Below are 24,794 nucleotides of genomic sequence, written 5' to 3' on the forward strand. Positions count from 1 at the left end.
AGTGTCCATTCATTTCGAAGAACAGTTCTTTAATTGTCTCTCTGTTAATCTTCAGATAGTTATTAAAGCTGTCCTGTACCGGAGCCTTGTACTTTGGGGTTCCGTTCATGTATTTGCGAACAGATTGCCTTGAAATTCCTAATTTTCTGGCTATTCCCCTGATTGACTGTCCTTGTTTAGAAAGTTCATTGATCTGATTTTGAAAGATTGAATCAAACATCTTGTAATACCGTTTTTTCCTTACGAGATATTCCGGCATTTTACGATTTTTGACTTTTTTCATGACCACTCCGTTGTCTGTTTTTTCTTGTTTGAAGGTGGTCAACTTTAATTCGTTTAGGTGGTCAACTTTTGCGATCGTTTAACACTTTTGCGGGAATAGGTTCCATAAAATGATGTCCGCATTCTCTGCATTTATAACCATGGTAGTAAAAAACAAGACTTTGCCTGTGTTTTGGAAGAAACGGAAAATCCTTAATTTCCGTGGAATGTCTGGCATGAACATACACGTTCATTTTCCCGCAAAAAGGACATCTCATGTCCGACGTTTGGCGGTTACTTTCGAAAGAATAAACGGATTTTAAGGTTTTGGGATCGAAGCTGTGTGAAACAGCAGTAAATGGTTGGCAAACTGAGTTTATCTGTGTATCATACGTCTGAAGGGGCATAAAGTATCTCTGTTGTATTTTTGTGTGGGAACTTAAATACTAGAATACTTTTGCCCCTTCTTCAATATCTACATTCCCAACAATTCCGTGATGAACCCCTTTTTTATGCATTTATCGCAATTTATCGCAGAATAGGATTTACGACAGGTATGAATCCTGGTGTCATTCACGTGAGTGCATATACATGTCCTGAATCTGTTTTCAGATAATTTTCAGTATTTCGCAGTTGGCTACTTTCTTGCCGCGGTCATGTTCATTGAATATTCTCATCAGCTGCGCATAATCGGCATCAGGATATTCAAGAAGGATTTTTATGGCCGCCATAAACTGTCCGTGGGTGAAGATGAAGATACTGTTCTCGGATCTTTCCCTGACATGACTAAGCAGCTTGCGCGCACGGTCAATCATGTCCGCAAATGATTCCGCACCATTACCGTCGTTGTAGCGGGGGTTAAGCTCATTCCAGTAGGAATCAACCCATGGTTTTCTTTCTTCCGGAGTCGTGTTGAAACACCTTACCGGGTCAAGATAGGTGAATTCCTGTATATCCTGCCATTCTTCCGTTCTGGCCTGAGGAAATCTGCGAGCAAGCGGGGCAGCGGTTTCCATTGTTCGTGTATATGAGCTCCATGAAATCAGATCAGGGGCTTCCTTAATGGTTGCGGCAAATTCCTCTGCCTGCTGTCTGCCGTATTCTGTAAGAATGTTAGCGGTAGGATTGGTGGTTCGCAGCCCGGCATTTCCGAGGCTCTGAGCATGACGAACCAGAATAACTTGTTTTGGCATAATTATTATTGTTCCGTTTAATGGAAGTCAGATACGTAATCAGTTTCAGTTATGTTTAATTATACTGTTTTTTGTGTGGCCCTGTGGTGAACTGAGCTCAATATAAGAAACTATACAGCGGTTTTTGGTCGCAGAGTGGGGGAATTCGTCGTTCCTGATGCCGTTTCATGTCAGTATCAGTAAATCCGGGGCTGAAACAGCCGTATTATCGCAATCAAAAACTCCACGGTACAGGAAAACTCACTTTTCACACGGGGTGCCAGTTGTCATGACATCCTGTGGATAACTGATTTCCCTGAAGGTATCCGTTTCGGTTCATAAACAATCCCTGGTTCACGACACACAGAGCGTGTCCGAAACGGCGACATTCTGGTAAAAGGTCAGATTACGGGAGCCGAAGCGTATCCTTTTATGCTGGAAACTCTGTGTCCGTACGCTTTTGTGACCTTATATGACGGATTCTCGTCGCTTGATATCTGCGGGAAATAACGGTCCATGATCGCCTTTATCTGAAACTGATCCAGAGTGATTTTAAAGCTGCTGCCGATGTCGGAATCCTTACACTGAAACTTTATGCTGAATCTGTATTCGTCCCCCACGTATCTTTCACCGTATTTTCCGGTTGCATAGATAACCAGCCTTTCAATATCCCATGTACAGGCCGTAACGTTTTCCCTTAACACGGTATGGAATTTTTCTCCGTCAAACCCGTGAATGTATTTAGGGCCTATTACCACACAGAAGTATGCACATTCATAGGCATCTCCGGTGATGTATGAACGGTTTATCTCCTTCATGCTGTTCTTATACCTGGGATGATCATTAATCCATGTTTTCAGAAACCTTAACGATGACAGATAAAGAATGGCAAAATAAGGAATTTCAAATGCGGCCGTGAGGCAGGTCATTAACATGAAGAAGGATGCGTCCGGAAACATGTACTCCTGTATCATCTGGGCGAATGTTCCTCCTACCAGAGGAAAAATCAGCAGGGGAATATAGAAATCGCGTCTCAGAACCTTTTTAATGTAACGAAAACAGATGTCTTCACGCGTACCAAGTGAAGCCAGATGATGTGGTTTGTTCTCCTCATCGTACTTCCGGTACAGGAACTGCCACTCCATGGAACTGAAATATTCACCGGATTCCAGCAGTGAGCCGAAATATTCCGAATCGTTGTCATTGTTATTCAGCGAAGTCCTTTCATGACGGATTACAAAGAAAAACAACGCAATCATGACTGCCAGACTGATAATCATTATCGGTATGTAATTCTTTTCTCCTCCAGAATTTAAGCATAACCCCAGCAGCAGGATAATCATGAAAATGATTATCAAAATTCTGTACAGTTTGTTGTAAAATCCGCCTGAATCATCATTTAAACGGTATTTGCTCATAATAATTTCCTTATAGAACAGGCTCATTATTTGGAGATTGCTTCAGTAAAATATGTTCCTTATCCTGTCCATATTCAAATTCACGGGGACTGACTTCAGACTGAAGTGCCGTCGCATTCACATTCAGAACAGTAAGACTATAATTTCAATTTAACAGAACCGCCGCATAATTCAATGAATAGCCGATATCGGCGACAAAATATTCAAGCATTTTCACGTTTAGCCTGTGGACAAGGGAGGAGTTTTTATCTTCTTTTGCCTAAGCTTCAAAAACAAAATGGAGTTCAGGGAATAATCTTCTGTTTTTGATAATCACCTATATCACAAAACCGATTTCTACGATTCATTAGAAAACGTGTGGACTATGAATAAGGAGGTTGAAACATAAGGCATTATATGAGTAAAGATTTGGTAAGCTTCTAATGCATTATATGGTTCAATAAAGAAAAAACCCTGTTCATCATAGAACAGGGTTTTGTTCATAAAACTTTATGGATTTAAAGTTTGTTTATAAGATCTTTCTGGGAAAGCAGTTTATTTAGGCTTTCTTTATAGTTATCCAGCTTTTCCTGTTCCTTGGCAATTACATTCTGTGGAGCCTTTGAGGTGAAGGTTTCATTACCAAGCTTGTTGTTGATTCTTTCAATTTCAGCATTGACCTTGGCAATTTCCTTATCAAGACGTGCAAGCTCTTCATCCTTCTTTACAATACCTGAAAGCGGGAACAGAATTTCACTGTGTCCTACTATCTTTGCGATTGCAGGTGGAAATTCAGAAACCTTGGTATCAAGTTTTTCCAGATTTGCCAATGAAAGGATGAATTCCATATTGCGTTCGATAACAGCAAGTTCATCGGCTTCACCGCGCATAATAGGGCTGAGCTTTAATGAAGGAGCCAGATTCTTTTCAGAACGGATGTTACGAACAGCAATAACCAGTTCCTTAATGAAGTCAAGTTCTGAAACGGCGGTTTCATCATATTCAAAATCACTATCTGAAGGATAGGCTCTTAACATGATGGTGTCGCCTTTCTTGAAGTCGCTTCTGATTAACGGAGCTACGTTGCCGTATATTTCTTCAGTAATGAATGGCATGATTGGGTGAGCAAGACGCAGAATGGTTTCCAGTATATCCATCAGGTTGTACAGAGTTGCATTCTTGTGATTTTCACCACCCAGAGCACTGTTGTCATCCTTACACCATAATACAGGTTTGGTTAATTCGATGTACCAGTCACAGAATTCATTCCATACGAATTCGTACAGAGCTGTTGCAGCCAGATCAAAACGATAGGTTGCAAAGTCATGATTGATTTCCTTGATGCATGCGGCAAGTTTACTGCGGATGTATCTGTCCGGTAATGAATAATCAGCGAAATCAGGCTTTCTGAGTTCCCTGTTTTCCACGTTCATCAGTACGTAGCGACTGGCGTTCCACAGTTTGTTACAGAAATTACGGTAACCTTCAAGACGCTTCATGTCCCAGTTGATGTCACGTCCGGTAGAGGCCAGAGCTGTAAGGGTGAAACGTAAAGCATCGGTGCCGTGAGCCTCGATTCCGTTAGGGAACTGCTTTTCGGTACGTTTTGCAATCTTGGCTGCTTTCTGAGGCTGCATCATGTTACCGGTACGCTTCTTAAGCAGTTCTTCAAGACTAACACCGTCAATCATGTCCAGAGGGTCAATAACATTACCCTTGGATTTACTCATCTTCTGACCTTCTTCATCTCTGATAAGACCAGTTACGTATACAGTCTTGAATGGAACCTGCGGCTTACCGTTTTCATCCTTGATGAAGTGCATGGTCATCATAATCATTCTGGCAACCCAGAAGAAGATGATATCAAATCCGGTTACCAGCACGCTGGTAGGATGGAATGTCTTGAGTTCAGGAGTGTTTTCAGGCCAGCCGAGAGTTGAGAATGTCCACAGACCTGATGAGAACCAGGTATCGAGAACATCGTTATCCTGTCTGAGTACGGTATCAGCTGACAGACCGTTCTGTTCACGCACTTCAGCCTCGTTGTGAGCAACATATACCTTGCCTGATTCATCATACCATGCAGGAATTCTGTGTCCCCACCAGAGCTGACGGCTGATGCACCAGTCCTGAATGTTTCTCATCCAGGAGAAGTACATATTTTCATACTGTTTAGGAACAAACTGAATGTCCCCATTTTCTACTGCTTCAATTGCTGGTTTTGCCAGAATGCCGGCACGAACATACCACTGGTCAGTGAGCATAGGTTCAATAGGTACGCCGCCGCGATCTCCGTAAGGCTGCATCAGGGTATGAGCTTCAATCTTTTCCAGTAACCCTAAAGCTTCCAGATCTGCAACGATTACGTCACGAGCTTCATATCTGTCAAGATTACGGTACTTGGCCGGGATTTCATTTGAATAAGCGTCAGAAGGTTCTCCGTTGGTATCGAATACTTCTGCTGTTTCACGGATCTTTGCGTCCTCGGTAAGAACGTTGATCATAGGTAATGAGTGTCTTTTACCTACTTCATTATCGTTGAAATCGTGTGCCGGAGTGATTTTCACGCAACCGGTACCCTTTGTCATATCTGCGTGTTCATCGCCTACGATAGGAATTAAACGGTTTACTAACGGTAATACGATATTTGAACCGATTAAATCCTTGTAACGAGGGTCTTCGCTGTTTACTGCAACCGCGGTATCACCGAGCATTGTTTCAGGTCTGGTGGTTGCTACAACAATATAATCCTTGCCTTCAGATGTTTTTTTGCCGTCAGCGAGATGATATCTGATGTGCCACATATGTCCCTGAACTTCTTTGTTTTCAACTTCAAGGTCACTGATTGCGGTACGTAGTTTCGGATCCCAGTTTACCAGGCGTTTTCCTCTGTAAATGAGGTCTTCCTTATAAAGTCTTATGAATACTTCCTGAACTGCTGCACTGAGACCTTCGTCCATGGTGAATCTTTCACGATCCCAGTCCACTGAAGTGCCGAGACGACGCATCTGGCGGGTAATTGTACCGCCTGACTGTTCCTTCCATTCCCAAATTTTCTTGATGAAGGCATCACGACCATAGTCATGACGGGTTTTGTTTTCTTCTGCAGCTATTTTTCTTTCAACAACCATCTGAGTTGCGATACCTGCGTGGTCGGTACCGGCCTGCCAGAGAGTGTTATCTCCCAGCATGCGGTGATAACGGATTAAAATATCCATGATGGTCTGCTGGAATGCATGACCCATATGGAGAGAACCTGTTACATTAGGAGGTGGCAGACAGATGCTGAATGCCGGTTTGGTTTTATCCATGCTTGGGCGGAAATATTTCTTGTCCTCCCAGTTCTGGTAAATAGCCTGCTCGATAGCATTTGGATTATATGTTTTTTCCATCGTTTTCTTCTTTTTTTAAGCAAAACATCTAATGACTTAATGCTGGTACATTAAGACGCTAATGGTATTCTCAAAGATTTTCTGACAAAGTTTAATCATGGTTTGATTTGAAAGCTGAATCTTTAGAGACGGATAATCTGAAAATGCTGACAGTAAACTATTTTCAGATTCCCATGCGTATTTTACTCCATATATCACATTAATTCATTTCATATTTTGGTAAGACGAAAAATTAAAACGATTTGGAATGTGATTAAAAAGCAGGAAACGAAATTAAATGTTTAAGTTCTATCTGTGATAGTTCTAATAGAATGAATCTGATTTATGGCGTTAGCTATGCGAAATTATGGTAAGATGACATAATGTTCCATTGTATTTGTGAAGCTTTTCCTGGGCTGAAAGTACGGAAAATACTTTATTTTACCGAATATGGAACTGGATTTATAAATTAAAAAAATAAATATAAAAATTAGAAAAACATCATTCACGAAAGGTCGTTTTTTCAGTACTGCCGATTAGGGGTGAATGTTTTGTATTGTTAAGCTTTATTGAGACTGCTTATCCGGTGCCTGCGTGCATGTCAGCCGGAAATGTCACATTTATCAGAAAGACATGTTAGAACGACGGAAATCTCTTTTCAGATGAAAGGTCGGATGTATGCTTTTTCTGATAGTTGCCTGGGCAGAAATGTCCGTGGTCTGATTGTCGTTTCTGAATACGTTCAGAATTTTCTGATGATTATGCTTCTCAATTAAGTTTTCACAGGCAAAGTACATTTAGGTAAAAATTGAGAAGTTTAATAATGAAATTTACAACAAAAATTCTGCTGTGGCTGTTTTTTTACTGCCTTTGCGCCTTGATAACCATCAAACTGGTAATGGTATGGATAGGTTATGAAATGTATACCTTTGAATCCCTGCGCAATTCAGAAGATGTCGAACTCACTGTCGAGCCCGGATCAACAGCCTCGTCCATTATCAACAGAATATACCATCCGAAAATGAACAGGTATATCATAAAGTACTGGTTAAAGCACAATGGTAATCTTACGGCGGTAAAAAAGGGGTATTACCATATACCGAAAAATACCTGTCCGAAAGATGCCCTCGAAATGATTGTGAACGGCAGGGAAATGACGTTCAGCATTACTCTGGTGGAAGGAAATACCGTAGACGCGGTTCTTCAGTCGGTAAAAAGCAACAAGAATCTGACACATGTACTTAAAAAAGATTTCGGTGAACAGGATTTAAAGAAACTTCTCGGAGTATCGTATTCAAGTCCTGAAGGTCTGCTGATGCCTGAAACGTATTCTTTCGTTAAAGGCGAAACAGACGTGAATCTGCTTAAAAGAGCATATTCAGACATGGATAGTTTTCTGAAAAAGGAATATGCAGGGAGGAAACCTGATCTTCCGTATAAGAATGAATATGAAGCACTGATAATGGCTTCAATTGTGGAAAAGGAAACTTCAGTGCCGGAAGAACGAGCCAAAATAGCCTCTGTATTCGTGAACAGACTTAAGAAGGGAATGAAGCTTCAGACTGATCCAACAGTTATTTACGGAGTAAGATCCAGGTACAAGGGAAAAATTTATCAGAGTTATCTCAGGGATGACAACGAGTATAATACATATATCATTTCAGGATTGCCGCCAACCCCGATTGCATTACCGGGAAAGGCATCAATAGAGGCGGCTTTACATCCTGACGATACTGAATATCTGTTTTTTGTCGCCAAAGGTCCGGATCCAAAACAGGGGCATATATTCAGTGTTAACGAAAAAATGCATAACATAGCCGTGCAGAATTACAGGGAAGCAGTTAAGGAATACAAAAAACAGCATGCCTCAGAATCGAAAGACGAATAGTGATTTTACGCCGGTCAGAGTTTGCAAAGTTTAATTACCATAGTTATATTGGGTTTTATAATCAGGCAGAGAGGTTATTGTGGGGGCTTTTATAGTTTTAGAAGGCGGTGAAGGCGCCGGAAAGTCAACAGCTGTTACCGTAATCAGAGAGTATCTGATATCAAAAGGAGTACCACCGGAGGATATTCTGGAGACCAGGGAACCGGGGGGAACTGAAATAGCGGAGAAAATCAGAACAATTCTGAAAGAAAAGAATCCTCGTGAGCAGCTTACTTCGGAATCTGAACTGTTGCTTATGTATGCGGCCAGATCCCAGCTTGTGAACTGTGTAATCAAGCCTTCCGTAAGTCAGGGAAAGTTTGTGATAGGTGACAGGCATGATTTATCCACAGTTGCCTATCAGGGGGCGGGAAGGGGAATTCCTCTTGATAAAATTGCAGCGATAAGGGATCTTGCCATCGGCAGTCTTACTCCAGATCTCACCATTGTAATGGACATAGAACCGGAAGCAGGTATGAGACGAGCCAGAAAACGCGGTGACCTTGACCGCTTTGAAGTTGAGAATATCGACTTTTTCCATCGTATACGCAACTGTTTCCTGGAAGAGGCCGGAAAGCATCCTGACAGAATCAAGGTTGTTGATGCCGGTCAGGATCTGGAGCATGTAAAACAGGACATTATTAAAACTTTGGAGAATTCCGGAATATGTTCAGCTGGTTAACAAAACCTCTGCAGGAATACAACAGAATGAGGGAGATGAATCGTCTTCCTCATGCCATTCTGCTCTGTGCTCCGGAAGGCGTGGGCGCAGGTGTTCTGGCCAGAGAGTTTGCAAGGAGTTTTCTGTGTCTTGCCGGAAAGGATGAGAACTGTAACTGTCACAGCTGTTCCATGCTGAAAAACAACAGTCATCCTGATCTGACGGTAGTCGATCGGGGAAACAGTCAGAGCATAGGCGTTGATGCCATGAGACAGGGGATAAACTCTCTTGTAGGAACGCCGACCAACGGTCACGGACGTGTTCTTCTGATAAATCAGGCTAACTGCATGACTGTTCAGGCTTCAAACGCTCTGCTGAAAACGCTGGAGGAACCAGCCGGAAATACCCTGATAGTTTTAACTACGGAAAATATCAGATCCATTCTTCCTACCATAATCAGCCGTTCCATGAGAGTGCAGGTGAATATTCCTGACATTTCCGAATTCAATGAATTTCTGAAACAGCAAACCTCATCCGACAGAGATTTTTCCGTTGAACTTTATGTCAGCGGCATGTCTCCTCTTAAAGTGCTTGATTGGATTGACAACAAGTATGATGAACATCTTCATGCATGTCTCGAACTGTTTGAGTACGTGATGCGCGGTGACGGGGATATCCGCAAACTTGCATCTGAACTTGAGGCTTTAAGCAGGGAGGATTCTTCCATGCTGTACGGGCTTATGTATGCAGTAATAAAGGATGTTATGGGGTATCAGAGCGGTATAAGCCCTGAAAACCTTAAGATTCTCAGAGACAAAGAGGCACTTGGAAATCTTGCGTCCATTCATCCGGACTCTCTCAGCGAGGCTGCCCGTAAAGTAATTATGCTTAAGGGAGCCGGGGTCGGACCTACCGGTATTAAGAACAGTATCATAGGTAATCTTCAGCTTCTGAACTGGCTGGAGCTTTTAAGGGGATATTAACCGGCAGCTGATTATAAAATAGAAAAGCTCAATGTTGAAACATTGAGCTTTTTTCGTTGCTGTCTGACATGAATTACGTCAGTTTTGATATTCTGCGGTTACGGCTTCTTTGGCGGAACGGATTCTTCAGGGGAATAAGTGTCCTTCACATTATCAAAGAAGATGTAGCTGTCCTTTGCCAGCTTTTCCGGATCTGTTGATTTATCCAGAACACCGAGATCTCTCAGCTGACCGGAACTGACGACAATCGCATCATAACCGCCCTTGACTGATGGCTTGTAATTGTAGCTCTTGAGAATGGAGGCGTTGAATTCAGGATTACCGGCAACATACTTGTACTTAATCTGCAGCTTGGCGGCTTCTTCAGGATGTTCAGCTACCCATGCAGATGCCTTAAGAATTGCTCTGGTAAAGGCTGCGGCAATTTCAGGATGCTTTTCGGCAAGAAGTTTTGATACGAAAATAGCACAGCAGTATTCTGAAGCGAATTCAGGGCTCTTTGCAGTATCTACGATGGTCACCGCATCATATGATTCAATCATCTGAGCAGCGGCGGGATCTGACAGAGATACAGCGTCCACGATACCGTTCTGAAGAGCCTGACCTAACTCATTTCTTGAAAATACCACAAATTCGACTTCCGCATTACGAGGATCAATTTTGATGTCGTTCATGAAGAGAGCTCGTTTTGCGATAAGTGTTTCCGCTCCGGCAAGCCCCGGAACGCCGATACGCTTGCCTTTGAGATCCTTAATTTCGCGAATTCCTGAGTTAGGAAGGGCAAAAATTTTTATGCATCCTGTGTGAATACCTGCGGTAAACTTGATCTGAAGACCGTTCTGCAGGGGCTGCAGAAACTTTCCGATAAGCCCGAAACCGACGTCTACCTGATTTGCACCTACGGCTTCCTGAACGTGAGCCGCATCTACCTGAACGTTTTCAGCGATAATGCCTTCCTCTTCCAGAAAACCGAGTTCTACGGCAAGGTGAAGCGGGGCCTGACACAATGAAGGTGAATAGGCTATTCTTAAATGAAATTTACCGTCATCCTGAGTTTCGTCACCACAGGCGGTTACAATGAGAAGACAGCAAAGCAGACATACCTGGACCGCCAGCCATCTGAAAGGTTTAAGAAGATTACATTGCATATTTTTGTGCTCCTATATGTTGTATTCAGGCTGCTGTTTAAAGCCGCCGAATTTAAGTAATTTCAGGATTTCGCCGTGATATTTCAGGAAGTCGTAGTCACTGCGATCTCTCGGACGAGGGAGATTTACGTCCACAACAGAGGTAATTCTTCCCGGTCTGGGAGTCATTACCACAATTTTATCTGACAGATATATGGCTTCATCCACATCGTGAGTAACCATAATCATGGTCATGTTTTTTTCCGCCTTGATTCTGAGTATTTCATCCTGAATATTCATTCTGGTGAAAGCATCAAGAGCGCCAAGTGGTTCATCAAGCAGGAGTACGGAAGGATGACCGACAAGCGCTCTTGCCAGTGAGGCTCGCTGACACATACCGCCTGAAAGCTGATGCGGGTAGTATTTTTCAAAACCCTTAAGACCTACCAGCTCAAGATATTCGTCCACGCTAGATTTGTTTTCGTTAAAAATTCCTCGGGCCTTCAGACCGAAAGCCACATTGTCGTATATTGTCAGCCAAGGAAAGAGGTTGTGTTCCTGAAACATGAAACCTCGTTCGTATCCTGGTTTTACGATTTGCTTTCCGTCAAGCTCGAGTTTACCGGAACTTGGTTCTATCAGACCGGCTATGAGTCTGAGCAGAGTTGATTTACCGCAACCTGAAGGGCCAATCAGTGAAATAAAGGAGTTTGAGGGAATATCAAGGTTAATGTCTTTAAGTGCGGTAACCTGTTCCTTCTGCTTGTTGCTGAACAGCTTGTTTACGTTCTCTATTTTTATGGAACCTACCATTTGATAACTCCTTTCTGCCATACCAGAACATGATCTCTGAGTTTGAAAAGCGCGGTGATGACTACAAAGCATACCAGTGACATTACAATCAGACCTGCGTATACATTCGGATAAGACATCATTTCCTTCTGCCAGTTGATGTACCAGCCTATTCCGTATTTGGCCCCAAGCATTTCGGCTGTTACCAGAGTTATGAAAGATGAACACGTACCGTTAAATATACCGATAAACATGAATGGCATTGCAGCAGGTACGCCTACCTTGAAAATTGAATAGGTTCTGGAGGTGCCGAGTGTCGCAGCCACTTCAAAATATGAATTCTTTATATTGGCGATACCGTTGGCGGTAAGGACGGTTGTCGGGAACCACACGGCCAGGGCAATCAGGAAGCTGCTGGCTACTATTACTGAAGGAAACATCACTAATACGATGGGAATCCAGGCTGTCGGCGGGATCGGACCAAGAATTCTTACAAGAGGCTGAACCCAGTATCTGAAACCTTTGCTGAATCCTAAAGCAATACCTGTGGCAATGCCGGAAAGGCATCCTAAAAGCCATCCTGATAACTGAATTCTTAGTGTGTACAGCAGACACTGACCGAGAAACTGGAAGTCGCTGACAAGAACTCCGAAAATTCTGTCCAATGACGGAAAATACAGTACAGGAAAAAGGGCGAATTTTGCGGTTATGATATTAAATATGTTCAGCACCAGAAAAAACACTGCCAGAAAAGGAGCTCTGTACTTCATTCCTTCCTTCATCTTTTTTGTACCAGACAGAAGGAACAGCTCGTAGATGGCGGTAACTGCTGTCAGAAACCAGACAAAATATGCATGCTCGGCTGTCTGCTGTAACGGTGAGTCCGGCAGGAACAGTGCCGCAACTATCGCCAGCAGGGCTGACAGCAGTGGTAATTGTGATTTAAGAATCTTCATGTTCTTTTTATTCCTGATAAATGGTTAACGGTTAGGTATTCTCCTTGTTCAGCCATGTCCGTTTAACAGATTTTCAGTTCTTTTTTAAATCTTGAGTAAATGGTGTTGGCTGTATACAGTGCCTGTACAGGGTTGTGACCGAGGACTCTGTCCTTAACTACCAGTACAGTGGTCGGAGCTTTTGAATGTTTGATGAACAGCGTGTCGTGTCCGATGCAGAGCCCCATAACTATATTGAAATCAGTGTTTTCATTTTCCAGAATTTTGGCCTGAAGAATAGGATTGCACAGGGATTCATGACCGCATCCCTTATTTAGTTTCAGTTCGTTAGGCACGCCTATTTCTGTCTTGTCCACTGCCCCTGTTTTACATCCGACCACATAGTTGTCAATTCCGCTTGCAGTAAGAATCTTTGCTAGGATTCTTGATTCGTTAAGCAGACCTACGCAGGTGGCGATTCCGACTTTTTTGTAGTTCATTCTTCTGATGAATTCGATGGTTTCTTCAACACGGGTCAGACGACCGTAGAATTCGCCTTCTATTTCAGCGGAAACTCGGGCTATTTCTCCGAGGACCTTGTCTTCCTTATATATGCTGATGGTTTCCTGTACGAGTTCATTGTCAGCATTTGCCGTAAGACAGAACTTTGGATATTTTGCTTCATTCTTAAATCTGCATGCAGCTGTGGTACAGCTGGAACAGGTGAGACATTTATCGGTCATGGCATCTCCTAAAACATAGTAAAATAGTATGAAATATAATGCTATTAAAAACCAAAAAATTAAGAATGTCAACAATAAAATCATACTAAAACTGTATGAAAAATGTAAAATAATGTAGACCCTGTAAATACAAGTATGTATAATGCATAGTTATTAAGTAGGAAATACTCTTAATAATTTTTTAATCGTTACTATTTGAGGTCTGTTTGTATGTCTAGAAGTAAAATTATTTCTACTCTGGTTCTTCTTCTTGAAGTGGTTCTCGTAGCCGGTATTTATTCATTTCTTGCGCCGTGTCCTGTTAAGGATCACATTATGCCGTGTCACTGGGTGGCCAATGTTTCTGTAGGAATTTCAGCCGCTGTTATTCTTCTCAGTATTCTGAATCTGGTTCTCAGAGACAATCTCGTAAGAAAAGGTGTTAATTACGGTGTGCTCGTAATTTCTGCTCTTCACGTTTTTGTTCCGGGATTCCTGGTTGCAGTATGTGCTCACGAAAACATGAGATGTAATGTTTATACCCAGCCTGCCATCGTGACTGTTGCCGGCCTGGTGTTTATTCTTGTTTTAAGCGATCTGATTCTCAGCAAGGCTGACAGATAAATAAAAACGATGGACGGCAGTTCAGCAGTGGGCTTCCTGGGTGGATTATGAATACCTTATTCAAATTATCTCTGGCCAATCTAAAACATAAAACAGCCAGAACATTTTATCTGACTGCATTAGTGGTCTTTATGAGCTTTACCGTTTTTTTCGGAGCAACGGTTACTCTCGGGCTCAACCGGGGGCTTGACAGTCTTAAGACAAGGCTGGGAGCCGATATTATCGTAATTCCGCGAAAAGAGGCTAATCTGCATCAGGTGGAAGGGATGCTGTTCAGCGGCAAACCCGGATATTTCTACATGAATAAGTCTGTTCTTGATGATATATCCTCTATGGACGGTATTGAAAAAATTACCGCACAGTTTTATCTGGCTTCACTGACAGCAGACTGCTGTTCATCTGAAATGCAGCTTATAGGCATAGACCCTGATACTGATTTCGTGATTTCTCCATGGCTAAATCAGGCTTATTCCGGAGATCTGGGAGAAATGGAGGTAATTGTAGGCAGTGATGTTTTCATACCCAAAACAGGCATAATCAAAGTCTACAATCAGGATCTCAGGGCTGTGGGAAATCTGGAAAAAACCGGTACCGGACTTGATATAACCGTTTACGGAAACACTGATACGATAAAAAGACTGCTGAAATCCGCTCAGAACCTTGGGGTAACCACTTATTCCTCTGACCCTGACGAAATGATTTCTTCAGTTATGATTAAGGTCAGCAGAGATTACGATAAGGGAAAACTTACTGAGGAAATCAACAAACGCTTTACTGACGTAAGGGCTGTGGAAAACCAGCACATGATATCGTCATTCTCTGAGAAACTGGATGTGGCTACAGTGGTGATAAAGACTGTTGTAGGGGTTATCTGGCTACTGGCACTGGTTATTATCGCTTTCGCCTTTTCAATGCTCCTTAACGAAAGAAAAAGGGAATTTGCGGTTCTGAGGGTTTTGGGGTTTACGAGAAAATCTCTGCTCATAAGTATTTTTTACGAAATCATTCTGATTTGTGCCGCAGGTTCAGTCATAGGAGTGCTGCTGTCTTCTTTCTGGTCTCTGCAGATCAAATATTTTCTGGAAACAAGACTGGAGGTTCCGTTCCTGTTTGAAGATTACGGTTCGTTTATACTGCAGGGGATTCTGACGATTGTTTCCAGTGTATTAATGGGGCTGGTTGTTCTGATTATTCCTGTTCTCAGGATTGTAAAAACCTCACCGGAAGCTGTATTGAGAGAGGTGGATTAAATGGAAATTTCCCTAAGCAACGTTGAAAAGCATTATGTCAGAAAGGGAAAAGGGGGAACCATCAGAGAGATTCCCGTGCTGAGTAAAATCGATTTCAGCCTGAAATCCGGAAAGATTATCCGAATCATAGGTGAATCAGGATGCGGAAAAAGCACACTGATGAATATGATTTGCGGAATGCTTCCTCCTTCTTCAGGCAGCATCGTATACAACGGACGCAGTATTTACGACCTTGGCGACGATGATTTGTCGTTATTGAGAAACCGTAAATTCGGTATTGTTCCTCAGAGAAGTGTGGCTGTCGGAAGTCTTTCCGTTGAGGATAACATCAGACTTCCTTTCCTTTATGCTTCCTCAGAAACCTCCGAACTTAAGGAAAGAACAGAAAAGCTTCTGCAGTATTTGAATATCTCAGGACTTGCTGACAGTTTTCCGAATGAACTGTCCGGCGGGGAAATGAGAAGAGTATGCATAGCCAGGTCTCTTATCAATGAACCTGAATTCATTTTTGCGGATGAGCCGACAAACGATCTTGATAAGGACAATATGGAACTGGTACTCTCACTGTTAAGAAAAAAAGCTGATGAAGGTGTCGGAGTTATGATTGTAAGTCATGATTCTTCCGTAGGTGATTATGCCGATGAAACATACAGGGTTGCGGACGGTCAGGTTGTCAGGATTTAAAACGGTAGTAATGTTTTAGGCGGCTCAGTTCATTTGTCGATTTTTTCTGTATGGTGCGTTTTCCGTAAGGTATGCCGATGTATATGGAAAAACATCCATACAGATTTCCGTACTAGCAGGACAGTAACTTTAATCCGTGGTAGAATTGGAGGTATATTATTCTTTTATAACAGCAGTAATCAGTTTCCGGCAGCTGACGATCGGAACTGTGTTTATCCTTATATGGATTTCGGGATAATAACGTGAATACAATATCCAAATACATATTCAAAGATGTTTTAAAGACTCAGGGTGCCATTTTCGGGGTACTGATGCTGATCTTTATGAGTCAGACCTTTATCAAATTCATAGGAAGAGCATCCAAGGGGAGTATTCCTGCAGAACTTGTTTCACAGTTACTTGCTCTTTCAGTGCCGTCAATGACCAATTTCATGCTTCCTCTGTCCCTGTTTCTTGCGGTTCTTTTTTCAATCGGCAGTTTCTGTTCTCAGAGTGAAATGGTGGTAATGCGTTCCGTGGGATATTCCCATCGCAGACTGTTGGGCGTCATTTCCCTGCTTATAGCGGTCAACATGGTAATAAACGTGGCCTGTACGTGTTTTCTTTCACCATGGTGCGAATCCAGACAGATTGAACTTATCAACAAGGCAAAATCCGATCCTACTATGCTGTCCATTGACAGCGGAAAATTTATAAAGCTCAACGGAAGCAACGTTGTTTATATTGAGAACAACGGGGATGTTGACAGAAATTACAATGTAATGAATCAGATTTATATTTTTTCTTCTGATAACGGTAACAATGTTCCTTCCGTAACCATTTCGACAAGTGCAAAATCAGAGTATGATTCTGACGGACTGTTCTGGCTGACACTGTACAGAGGCACAAGGTATGAGGGACCTGATAAGAGAGGTGAATTTAAGGTATCGCTTTTTGATGAATACAGGGCTCTGGTTCCTGAAGGTTCAGGCAGCCATGACAAGGTTAAGGCTTCCACAAAAAGTAATGCTGAACTTCTTGAGTCAGGTACTTCACAGGATTATGCCGAACTGCAGTGGCGTATAGTTCAGCCTATTACCATCTGCATCCTGGTGCTGCTTGTCGTCCCTTTGTCAATGGTCAATCCCCGCAGGGGACGTTTCGCCAAATTCCTGCCGGCAATAATAATCTACATAAGTTATTACCTGTTTGCCTTCGGTTTCAAATCCAGTATCGCCAGAGGTAATTTACCGGTATTTCCAGGAATATTCATTGTTCCGGTTATTTATTTGTTTGTATTCACTATTCCGTTCAATCTGACCAATACCGAATGGTTCAACAGAATGAGAGCTGGTAAGAAAAAGCGTATTGAGGAAAAGAAGTAGTGTATAAGGTAGTTGATAAATACGTCGGCCGTAATGTTGCCAGTATGGTTGTATTCTGTACCATCGGACTGGTGTCACTGAGTTCTCTGATTAAATTTGTGGATCAGCTGCGTAACGTAGGGCGAGGAGAATTTGATTTCGTTGCCTGTATGCAGTACGTGCTGCTGACCGTCCCAGGACAGATAGTAATGTTTTTTCCTTTAGGGGTTTTGCTCGGAACGGTGCTTGCTTTGGGAAACCTGGCATCAACATCCGAACTAATTGCCATGCAGGCCCTGGGCAAATCAAAAATGCGTATTGTATGGAGTGCGTGTAAATCCGTGATTCCTCTCATTTTTGCAATTATGCTGACCAGTGAGTTTGTTGTTCCTGATTTTGAAAAAAGGGCAGAGAGTCTTATATCTGAGGCTGTTTCCAACGGGCAGGTTGCGGTAACCAGCCGCGGTATATGGTTCCGGGAGGGAAACAGTTTTATAAATATTGCATATTTCATGTCTGACGGTGATCTGCAGTCTGTTACCAGATATGTGTTCAGCAGTACAATACCAAAGAGACTTATCAGGTCCGAGAGTGCCAGTAAGGGAAGCTGGAAGGATAATAAGTGGGAAATGGAAGACATTAAAATAATTTCCTACGAGGATGATGTTATTTCACGCAGCACCAAGGAACGTGACATATGGGATATAAACCTGACTCCGAATAATGTGGAGGTAGTCGGAGTTCATGCCAATGAACTGTCAATCAGCGGACTGCATGAGTATATCAATTACGTAACCAAAAACGGTCAGAAGGCTGATCGCTATATCCTTGAACTGTATCGTAAGGTGATATCTCCGATTACCGTGCTGGTTGTACTGCTGCTTGCATCCAGTACAATTTTCGGACCTTTAAGAAGTTCCTCAATGGGAGCACGTATAGTTGTCGGTATTTTGGTGGGATTTACATTCTATGCCGTTAATGAGATTCTTGCTCCGTTTACCATCTTTTACGGAGTGCCTCCTATAATCGGCGCCGTGATGCCGACTCTGACTGTGCTTGCGGTATCAGTCGTGCTACTGAGAAGAAATAATTAGCAGTTTTAATGATTTTGCCGGCGAAATGCTGTCTTTGACTGTTTTGTCGGCAAATTCGTCTAATTTTATAATAAAGCTTGCACATATAAAAAAATAATGTATCATAACTACTGTCATTTGCCAGAATGGCGGAATTGGTAGACGCAGCGGATTCAAAATCCGCCGGTAGTGATATCGTGAGGGTTCAAGTCCCTCTTCTGGTACCAGACTCACTTGTCGGAGTCATCAAACTTTTTCTTTCTCAGCTCTTTTGTTCATTAAACAAATTGTGGTCATATTCGGATTCTGTTGTCCGGATGAATGTTTTTTTTCTGTTCCCGTGATATTGTAATAGCTATAACAATTATTGAATATCATTCCGGTTTTCATGATATCCGGAATTCACTGATACGCGGGGACTGATATGAAAATTGAAAAATATATTACCGTGGTATGTGCTTCTTTTTTTCTGTTTTTCACTCAGGCTGAAGCAAGACCGACGGAACACAACAGGTACGTGACATGCGTGGTGACTGCCGTACTGAACGGTAATCTGTTTCATTGTGTTGATTCAAAGGATCAGAAACATCTCATAAAAATGGCAGATATAGAGGCTCCTGAACTTGGTCAGCCGTATGGTCCGGAAGCCAAGGAATATTTAAAGGATCTTATATATGACGATAAGATTAGCGTAAAAATCAAAGGAAACAGAGACGGTGCTATTCTGGGGGAACTTTACCACAAAAAACAGAATGCTAACCGTGAGATGATCCGCAAGGGACTGGCATGGTCAGACCGAAACAACAAGGATTCAATGTATCTTCGTCTCGAAAGAGATGCTCATTCAAATGGAACCGGACTGTGGTCTGATCCTGATGCGGTTTATCCTGCAGTATTTCGTGAAAAAAATCCGACTGACATTGACGCTCTGATTGAAAATGAGGCGGCTGAAAATACGGAAACTGCTGCCTCGAATGATAAGAAAACTGAATGATTATCTATATTCAGCGGGGGTATGTGTACACATGTGTGCGTAGTCAAAATATGTTTGCAGGATTTAGAAATAATTCACATATTTGAATAATGTGACAATTGTATAATCAGAAAGCATTTTTCTGGAGATTACTCATATGAATAAATTTTTCTTATCCATGGCCGTTTGTTTCGGACTGGTGTCATCAGGTTCTGTATATGCTGCTGAGCTTTCCGGAGGCGAAAGCTGTGAAGAAGCAATGAAGCATGCTCATTATGATGTCGCCGTTCAGCAGTGTGAGTATGAGGCGGAAAAGGGCAGTGCCGAGGCGGCGGAATATCTCGGATATATATACCTTAAGGGAAAAGGAGCTCCGAGAGACTGGGGGCTTGCTAAAAAATATCTGGAACAGGCTGTTGACGGCGGGGTGGTTACCGCCAGCAGATATCTTGCCATACTGTATTGGAACGGACTTGGTGTGGAAAGAAGCAGAGATAAGGCAATGGAGCTTTTCAGAGACTGTATCAGTTATGAAGAACAGAATGGAGGTGTCAGCTGCAAGGTTCAGCTGGCTCAGACCCTCAGCTTTGGTACAAATTCTCAGGATGATCACCGGTATGCCAAGGACATTTATGCAGGTCTGGTTGAAAACAAAGACTATCAGTACTCCCTGGATCTTGCTAAAATGTACCTTACCCTTGGTAATGATGCCAATGCCTACAAGTATGCTGAGTTTTATATCTGGTGGGCTAAAAGATATGGCGATATCGAGCAGATAAGACTGAGCATGAGCGAAGCTTCTGTGGTGAAGAACAAAGCAGCTGCAAGCCTGAGCGACAATCAGGTTAACAGTGCCTATACCTGGGTAAAGAATGAGATACACAAGATAAACGAAGAACATTTGCAGCAGAAACAGGCAACTGAGAAAGAAAAGAACGTCGAAGTTAAAAAGTAGACCCGGTTGCTGACTGATTTTACTTTTTATGACAACAAAAGATTATTCAAAACTATCACTTGCGCCAATGCTGGACCTTACGGACCGGCATTTTCGTTATTTATGCAGAATTCTTTCAAAGAATATGCTTCTGTATACCGAACTGGTTACCACCGGAGCGATAATATACGGTAAAGGAGATTATCTTGCATATAATCAGGAAGAACATCCCGTATCACTGCAGCTCGGCGGTGCGAATCCCGAACATCTGGCGATCTGTGCCAGAAAAGGGAAAGATCGCGGATACGATGAAATAAATTTGAACGTGGGATGTCCGTCCGACCGGGTACAGAACGGTTCGTTCGGGGCTGTGCTTATGCGTTCACCTGAACTTGTGTGTGACTGTATCAGAGCCATGAAAGATGCTGTTGATATTCCTGTTACCGTAAAAACCAGACTCGGAGTAGATGAACTGAACAGCTACGATTATATACATTCGTTCCTGGATAAAATGATTCAGGCAGGCGTTGACGGTGTTACCCTTCATGCACGCATGGCTTTTTTAAAAGGAATGAGTCCAAAGGAAAACAGGGATAAGCCTCCTCTTGATTATGAGAGAGTTTATGCATTGAAAAAAGATTTTCCCCGGCTGCATCTGTCCATTAATGGGAATATCAATTCGTTAAATGATGCCATGAAACATCTTGAACATGTTGACGGAGTAATGATGGGGAGAGCTATATATCAGAATCCTTACATGCTTGCTGATGCTGATGAGCTGATTTTCGGGGAAAAACAGACAAGGAAGCTTTCCCGCAAGGAGTGCATCAGAGCCTGTTATCCTTACATTGAAAATTATCTGTCTCAGGGAGGGGCGTTAAAACATATTTCACGTCATTTTCTGGGAATGTTCAATAACTGTCCTAACAGCAGACAGTACAGACAGTACATCGCAATGAATCACTATAAGGAAGGGGCTGATCTTAAGGTTCTTGAAACTGCTATGAGTTTTGTTCCTGATGATTCAGAACAGACGGCTTCTTAAATTACTCTTTTATCTGAAATAAAAAATCCCTGTTGTTCCGGTACAAACCAGAAAATTGATATTTTAAGTTTCTGGTTCGTACAAAATCGAAATACAGGGATTTTCGTTTTATCTGCAGACGGACTGTGCCGTTGTTTTCTATTGAGCCACTGGAAGTTTTCTGGTAAGGGATTCCAGAACGCTGTTTACAGCTCTGCGTTTCTGTGTTTCTGTTACCAGAGGTTTGTCAGTGAGAGTGCTTGCGGCACCTGACCAGATTTCACGACCGCTTCTGTTGTCCTGGATGACAATGTCAATGGAATTGTTTACACCGTGAGATGTTCCCCCTACGGTAAGACCGAGGGAATCGAACATCAGTTCGGCATTATCGTTACTTTCTGATTTTGTGAGAATACCGTAACTGATGGTGAGATTTGAGGATGCTCCGGCATCAACCTTGGTTAAGCCTTTTGCAGCCAGTTTCTGAGTGAGAATTTCTTCAATGATCTGTTTCCACTGACTGACATCCTGTGAAATTGTTACAAGATCCTTGTTCACAAGCTTATAGGTTAATTTGGAACGTTCATAAGGCCACTGAGGAAGATTTTTGGCAACAGTGGTGGTCTGCAGTGTCGGCTCTGATTCAGCGACAAGCAGTCCGTTGTTATCCTTTACCCCGTTTGCCGCAGGAGAACTGGTACCGGTAGAGGCGCAGCCTGTGATTACCAGTCCCGCAATGGCGGAAAGTGCTAAATATTTATAATTCATATTGTATACCTGTTATGACCCTCAAACAGAAGAATGTTCTGTCAACTGTTAATGAGTCCTGTTTATTAACTAAAATTAAAAAATTATGTAAACCACAGAATTTCTTATACCTTAAAATTGAGGGTGTTAAAGGTATAAAACTGCAAAAAAATGATCTGGTTCAAATGTTTTTGTGTGTAAATGTAAAAAACGTTAAAGAGTGTTTGGGAAAAACATAGAAGTTCTTCGTATTGTATTGAATGGGAAATGACTGAAAAATATCTTAATAAAGTCAGCTGCTGTTTTGAAAAGGATGGCCTCCCCAATAGGAATCGAACCTATAACTAACCCTTAGGAGGGGTTTATTATATCCATTTAACTATGAGGAGTTGCTCGTATTATATCAGTTTGCAGTGATTATACAATAAGTTAGTAGTGATTCATTTTGGCAAAAAGTAAAAAAAGAGCAAAAATCACAGATAATGAAGAATGTTTGGTTTGGTGATCCTGGGGATTCATCGGGAAAAAAAGAGGAAACAGTGATGGTTGTAATTTTTAAGGTTAAAAAACTATTCTGATAGTTATGTTGTGTGACAGGAAAAAATTGCCGAGTTTTTGTTACATGATTGCGTTATTTTTAATGATGAATTGTGATGTATATAAATAATCAGAAAATGAGATAAAGAAGATTTGAGAGATCTGTAGAAACTTAAGGGAACGTCAGTACTAAAAAAAACGTCAAGGTTATATCATTTTAGTATAGGTGTTAATGTATCGATAGTCTGTCATATTTTTTCTTTTTGAAACTGCGGTTCGTTTTTGTTTCTGATATGACAGGTATGAGTGATATACAGACAAACTGCAGTCTGAGCACTGAAGTCAATAAATCCGTGTGACGATTGCTGTGAAATTCCGGAGCTGTACTATGTCTGATGGAAGAAAAAATTCTTTGATATTTTATTTCAAGGTTATCACATTTCTTGTTGTTGTTCTGATTGTAGCCCTGAGTACTCCTTTCATGCTGGCCAATCATAATAATATAGGTCGTATAGATCGTATCAAGACAGAGGTTTTTCCGAACATGCGGGAGCTGAGTGAGGTTAGAAGCAATTTTGTCTATTTGTATGAAATCACCAATGGTGTCATGCTTGGAGTCGAAAAAGAGTCTTCTTACGATAATACCAAGGAAAAGCTGGACGGAATTGTTGCCGGACTGAATAATCAGATTGATGAAAAAGACAGAGATGCGCTTCGGGCCGCCATTAATGAATTCGATGTGTCCGCCAAGGAGGCTTTTCATCTGGAGGCTGCCGGTGATGAACGGGTAAATGAGCTGAGAAACAAATACGATGCCATGGTTGATAAGGCCGGAAACGTTACTTCTCAGATTAAGTTTATGATAGATGATCAGATTGATTATGTTCATTCCATCAAGACTGACGGCTTCATGGGGAATTTTAAGTTCAGTATTGCTGTTGTAATTCTGGAAATAATTCTGATTTCAGTGGTTATTTTTACTCTGTCCTTCATGATTTCAGAACGAATCAACAGACTTGTTGAAGCATCAAAGGAGATGCTCAATGGTAATTTTCAGGTAAGAATTCAGGATGACAACAATGATGAAATTACCCTGATTGCCGATAATATCAATAATCTGGCAACCAATCTCAGCACCTTGTCAGAAAGTATGTACGATCAGGCGTCAAATCTGTCAGATGCTTCCAGTGAACTTAAAGGTGCAAGTTATAACATTAACACCTCAAGTGAAGATCTTCTCTCACAGGTTATTACGGTCAGTGCCGCAGCTGAGGAAATGGTGGCGACATCCGTGGATATTGCAAATAACTGCAGTCAGGCTGTGAATAAGTCTGAAATGACCTGTAAGGTGGCAACAAACGGTCTGGAAGTTGTTCATCAGACAGTTGACGGAATTAGGGAACACAGTCGCAAGACTAAGGAAGATGCGGAAATAATTGTTTCACTCAGTGAACAGACCAAGGTTATAGGCAGTGTAATTTCCACCATTCAGGATATTGCCAGTCAGACAAATCTGCTGGCTCTTAATGCCGCTATTGAAGCTGCAAGAGCAGGGGAATACGGTCGCGGCTTCGCTGTGGTTGCTGATGAGGTTAGAGCTCTGGCAGCTCGTACAGCACAGTCAACGACGGAAATAAGTGAAATGATAAATCAGGTTCAGGCCAAGGCAACACAGGCCAATGAGTCTATTATTTCCACCGTGGGGCAGATGGATAAACTGGCTGTTCATGCCGAAGAGCTTCAGAAGGTTCTTGATAACATTCTTGTGGACATTAATAATGTAAACATGCAGATTACTCTGATAGCTACCAGCACCGAAGAACAGTCTGCCACCTCATCAGAAATGTCCAAAAATCTGCAGAATATAACCGGACACGTGCGCAATATGTCTGAAAAGGTTTCAGACATATGCAAGACCACCGGTAAGATAGAGGATGCTTCCATGCTGATGGTTGAAGGTATAGAGAAATTCAGAAACAATCAGCTTGAAACAGAACTGAGCAATTATGCAGAAGAAGATGTCATTGAGGAGAATGGTGAGGAAGATTCTGAAGAAGGAGTGAGAATTGAAAATAGTGAAAACATTCAAGCATAAGTCAAAGTATGAATATGTGGATGTTTTTTCTATTCAGTTATTAGGTTAATATTATTATTACTGTAGTGTCAGCTGACAGTTTTGAAAACGGGAGTGGAATAGCCGTCCGTGCGGGATGCCTTGACCAGATTCCCGAAAATCATGGTTGCACTGCGGTAATTT

21 protein-coding genes and 2 tRNA genes are annotated in these 24,794 nt (G+C 42.0%); 13 read left to right on the top strand and 10 right to left on the bottom strand.

What is annotated here, in order from left to right; genetic code table 11:
- The 4 genes from T489_RS0105875 to T489_RS0105890 form a co-directional block, all read right to left on the bottom strand.
- Positions 1–283, bottom strand: a 283-nt coding sequence (locus T489_RS0105875; protein WP_031579130.1) for a helix-turn-helix domain-containing protein, incomplete at its 3' end; no start/stop codon positions are given.
- A gap of 586 nt (positions 284–869) precedes the next feature.
- A complete protein-coding gene (locus tag T489_RS0105880) occupies positions 870–1,454 on the bottom strand; it encodes a histidine phosphatase family protein (RefSeq protein WP_037318927.1) in 585 nt (194 codons plus the stop codon).
- A gap of 380 nt (positions 1,455–1,834) precedes the next feature.
- Positions 1,835–2,851 (bottom strand): hypothetical protein, encoded by a 1,017-nt coding sequence (locus tag T489_RS0105885; protein ID WP_143066531.1) that lies wholly within the window; start codon positions 2,849–2,851, stop codon positions 1,835–1,837.
- 497 nt (positions 2,852–3,348) lie between these two features.
- Complete coding sequence (locus T489_RS0105890) at positions 3,349–6,222, bottom strand: valine--tRNA ligase (RefSeq protein ID WP_031579135.1); 2,874 nt, start codon at positions 6,220–6,222, stop codon at positions 3,349–3,351.
- Between the two features lie 802 nt (positions 6,223–7,024).
- On the opposite strand from T489_RS0105890, the gene mltG reads away from it, so the two are divergent.
- From mltG to T489_RS14190, 3 genes are all read left to right on the top strand, one after another.
- Positions 7,025–8,089, top strand: a complete 1,065-nt coding sequence (mltG, locus tag T489_RS0105900; RefSeq protein WP_051621836.1) for an endolytic transglycosylase MltG — start codon at positions 7,025–7,027, stop codon at positions 8,087–8,089.
- A 79-nt stretch (positions 8,090–8,168) separates the two neighbouring features.
- Positions 8,169–8,810, top strand: a complete 642-nt coding sequence (gene tmk, locus T489_RS0105905) for a dTMP kinase (protein WP_232218290.1) — start codon at positions 8,169–8,171, stop codon at positions 8,808–8,810.
- A complete protein-coding gene (locus T489_RS14190) occupies positions 8,795–9,772 on the top strand; it encodes a hypothetical protein (RefSeq protein ID WP_051621837.1) in 978 nt (325 codons plus the stop codon). Before tmk ends, T489_RS14190 begins: the two co-directional genes overlap by 16 nt.
- A gap of 98 nt (positions 9,773–9,870) precedes the next feature.
- Here T489_RS14190 and T489_RS0105915 read toward each other — a convergent pair whose 3' ends face one another.
- The 4 genes from T489_RS0105915 to T489_RS0105930 form a co-directional block, all read right to left on the bottom strand.
- Positions 9,871–10,920, bottom strand: coding sequence for an ABC transporter substrate-binding protein (locus T489_RS0105915; RefSeq protein WP_051621838.1), 1,050 nt, complete (start codon positions 10,918–10,920; stop codon positions 9,871–9,873).
- A 12-nt stretch (positions 10,921–10,932) separates the two neighbouring features.
- Positions 10,933–11,712, bottom strand: a complete 780-nt coding sequence (locus tag T489_RS0105920; protein ID WP_031579140.1) for an ABC transporter ATP-binding protein — start codon at positions 11,710–11,712, stop codon at positions 10,933–10,935.
- Positions 11,706–12,647 carry an ABC transporter permease gene (locus T489_RS0105925; RefSeq protein WP_031579142.1) on the bottom strand — a complete coding sequence of 314 codons (942 nt, stop codon included), beginning with the start codon at positions 12,645–12,647 and terminating at the stop codon, positions 11,706–11,708. Before T489_RS0105925 ends, T489_RS0105920 begins: the two co-directional genes overlap by 7 nt.
- Positions 12,648–12,709: 62 nt before the next feature.
- Positions 12,710–13,369, bottom strand: a complete 660-nt coding sequence (locus tag T489_RS0105930; RefSeq protein ID WP_031579143.1) for a DUF1847 domain-containing protein — start codon at positions 13,367–13,369, stop codon at positions 12,710–12,712.
- Positions 13,370–13,579: 210 nt separating this feature from the next.
- Between T489_RS0105930 and T489_RS0105935 the strand changes: the two genes are divergently transcribed.
- The 9 genes from T489_RS0105935 to dusA all read left to right on the top strand — a co-directional run bounded on the left by T489_RS0105935 (position 13,580) and on the right by dusA (position 21,274).
- Complete coding sequence (locus T489_RS0105935) at positions 13,580–13,972, top strand: DUF4418 family protein (RefSeq protein WP_031579144.1); 393 nt, start codon at positions 13,580–13,582, stop codon at positions 13,970–13,972.
- A 47-nt stretch (positions 13,973–14,019) separates the two neighbouring features.
- A complete protein-coding gene (locus tag T489_RS0105940) occupies positions 14,020–15,222 on the top strand; it encodes an ABC transporter permease (protein ID WP_031579145.1) in 1,203 nt (400 codons plus the stop codon).
- Positions 15,223–15,906, top strand: coding sequence for an ABC transporter ATP-binding protein (locus T489_RS0105945; RefSeq protein WP_031579146.1), 684 nt, complete (start codon positions 15,223–15,225; stop codon positions 15,904–15,906).
- Positions 15,907–16,148: 242 nt separating this feature from the next.
- The gene (lptF, locus tag T489_RS0105950) at positions 16,149–17,270 is read left to right on the top strand and encodes an LPS export ABC transporter permease LptF (protein ID WP_031579147.1); all 1,122 of its coding nucleotides are present in this window, start codon (positions 16,149–16,151) and stop codon (positions 17,268–17,270) included.
- Positions 17,270–18,343 carry an LPS export ABC transporter permease LptG gene (lptG, locus tag T489_RS0105955; RefSeq protein WP_031579148.1) on the top strand — a complete coding sequence of 358 codons (1,074 nt, stop codon included), beginning with the start codon at positions 17,270–17,272 and terminating at the stop codon, positions 18,341–18,343. Before lptF ends, lptG begins: the two co-directional genes overlap by 1 nt.
- Before the next feature lie 119 nt (positions 18,344–18,462).
- Positions 18,463–18,549: transfer RNA gene (locus T489_RS0105960), tRNA-Leu, on the top strand.
- A gap of 197 nt (positions 18,550–18,746) precedes the next feature.
- Positions 18,747–19,316: a thermonuclease family protein gene (locus T489_RS0105965; protein WP_031579149.1), complete on the top strand. Its 570-nt coding sequence runs from the start codon at positions 18,747–18,749 to the stop codon at positions 19,314–19,316.
- A gap of 136 nt (positions 19,317–19,452) precedes the next feature.
- The gene (locus T489_RS14195; protein WP_031579150.1) at positions 19,453–20,250 is read left to right on the top strand and encodes a tetratricopeptide repeat protein; all 798 of its coding nucleotides are present in this window, start codon (positions 19,453–19,455) and stop codon (positions 20,248–20,250) included.
- 28 nt (positions 20,251–20,278) lie between these two features.
- Positions 20,279–21,274, top strand: coding sequence for a tRNA dihydrouridine(20/20a) synthase DusA (gene dusA, locus T489_RS0105975; RefSeq protein ID WP_031579151.1), 996 nt, complete (start codon positions 20,279–20,281; stop codon positions 21,272–21,274).
- Positions 21,275–21,412: 138 nt separating this feature from the next.
- Here the strand turns inward: dusA and T489_RS0105980 are convergent, their stop codons facing one another.
- Both T489_RS0105980 and T489_RS0105990 read right to left on the bottom strand, forming a co-directional pair.
- Positions 21,413–22,021, bottom strand: a complete 609-nt coding sequence (locus T489_RS0105980; protein ID WP_031579153.1) for a DUF4136 domain-containing protein — start codon at positions 22,019–22,021, stop codon at positions 21,413–21,415.
- A gap of 293 nt (positions 22,022–22,314) precedes the next feature.
- A tRNA-Arg gene (locus tag T489_RS0105990) sits at positions 22,315–22,389 on the bottom strand.
- A 536-nt stretch (positions 22,390–22,925) separates the two neighbouring features.
- Between T489_RS0105990 and T489_RS14200 the strand changes: the two genes are divergently transcribed.
- The gene (locus T489_RS14200; RefSeq protein ID WP_051621839.1) at positions 22,926–24,632 is read left to right on the top strand and encodes a methyl-accepting chemotaxis protein; all 1,707 of its coding nucleotides are present in this window, start codon (positions 22,926–22,928) and stop codon (positions 24,630–24,632) included.
- Positions 24,633–24,794 lie beyond the last annotated feature (162 nt).

The organism is Ruminobacter sp. RM87 (genome assembly GCF_000701925.1).
Classification (GTDB): Bacteria; Pseudomonadota; Gammaproteobacteria; order Enterobacterales; family Succinivibrionaceae; genus Ruminobacter; species Ruminobacter amylophilus.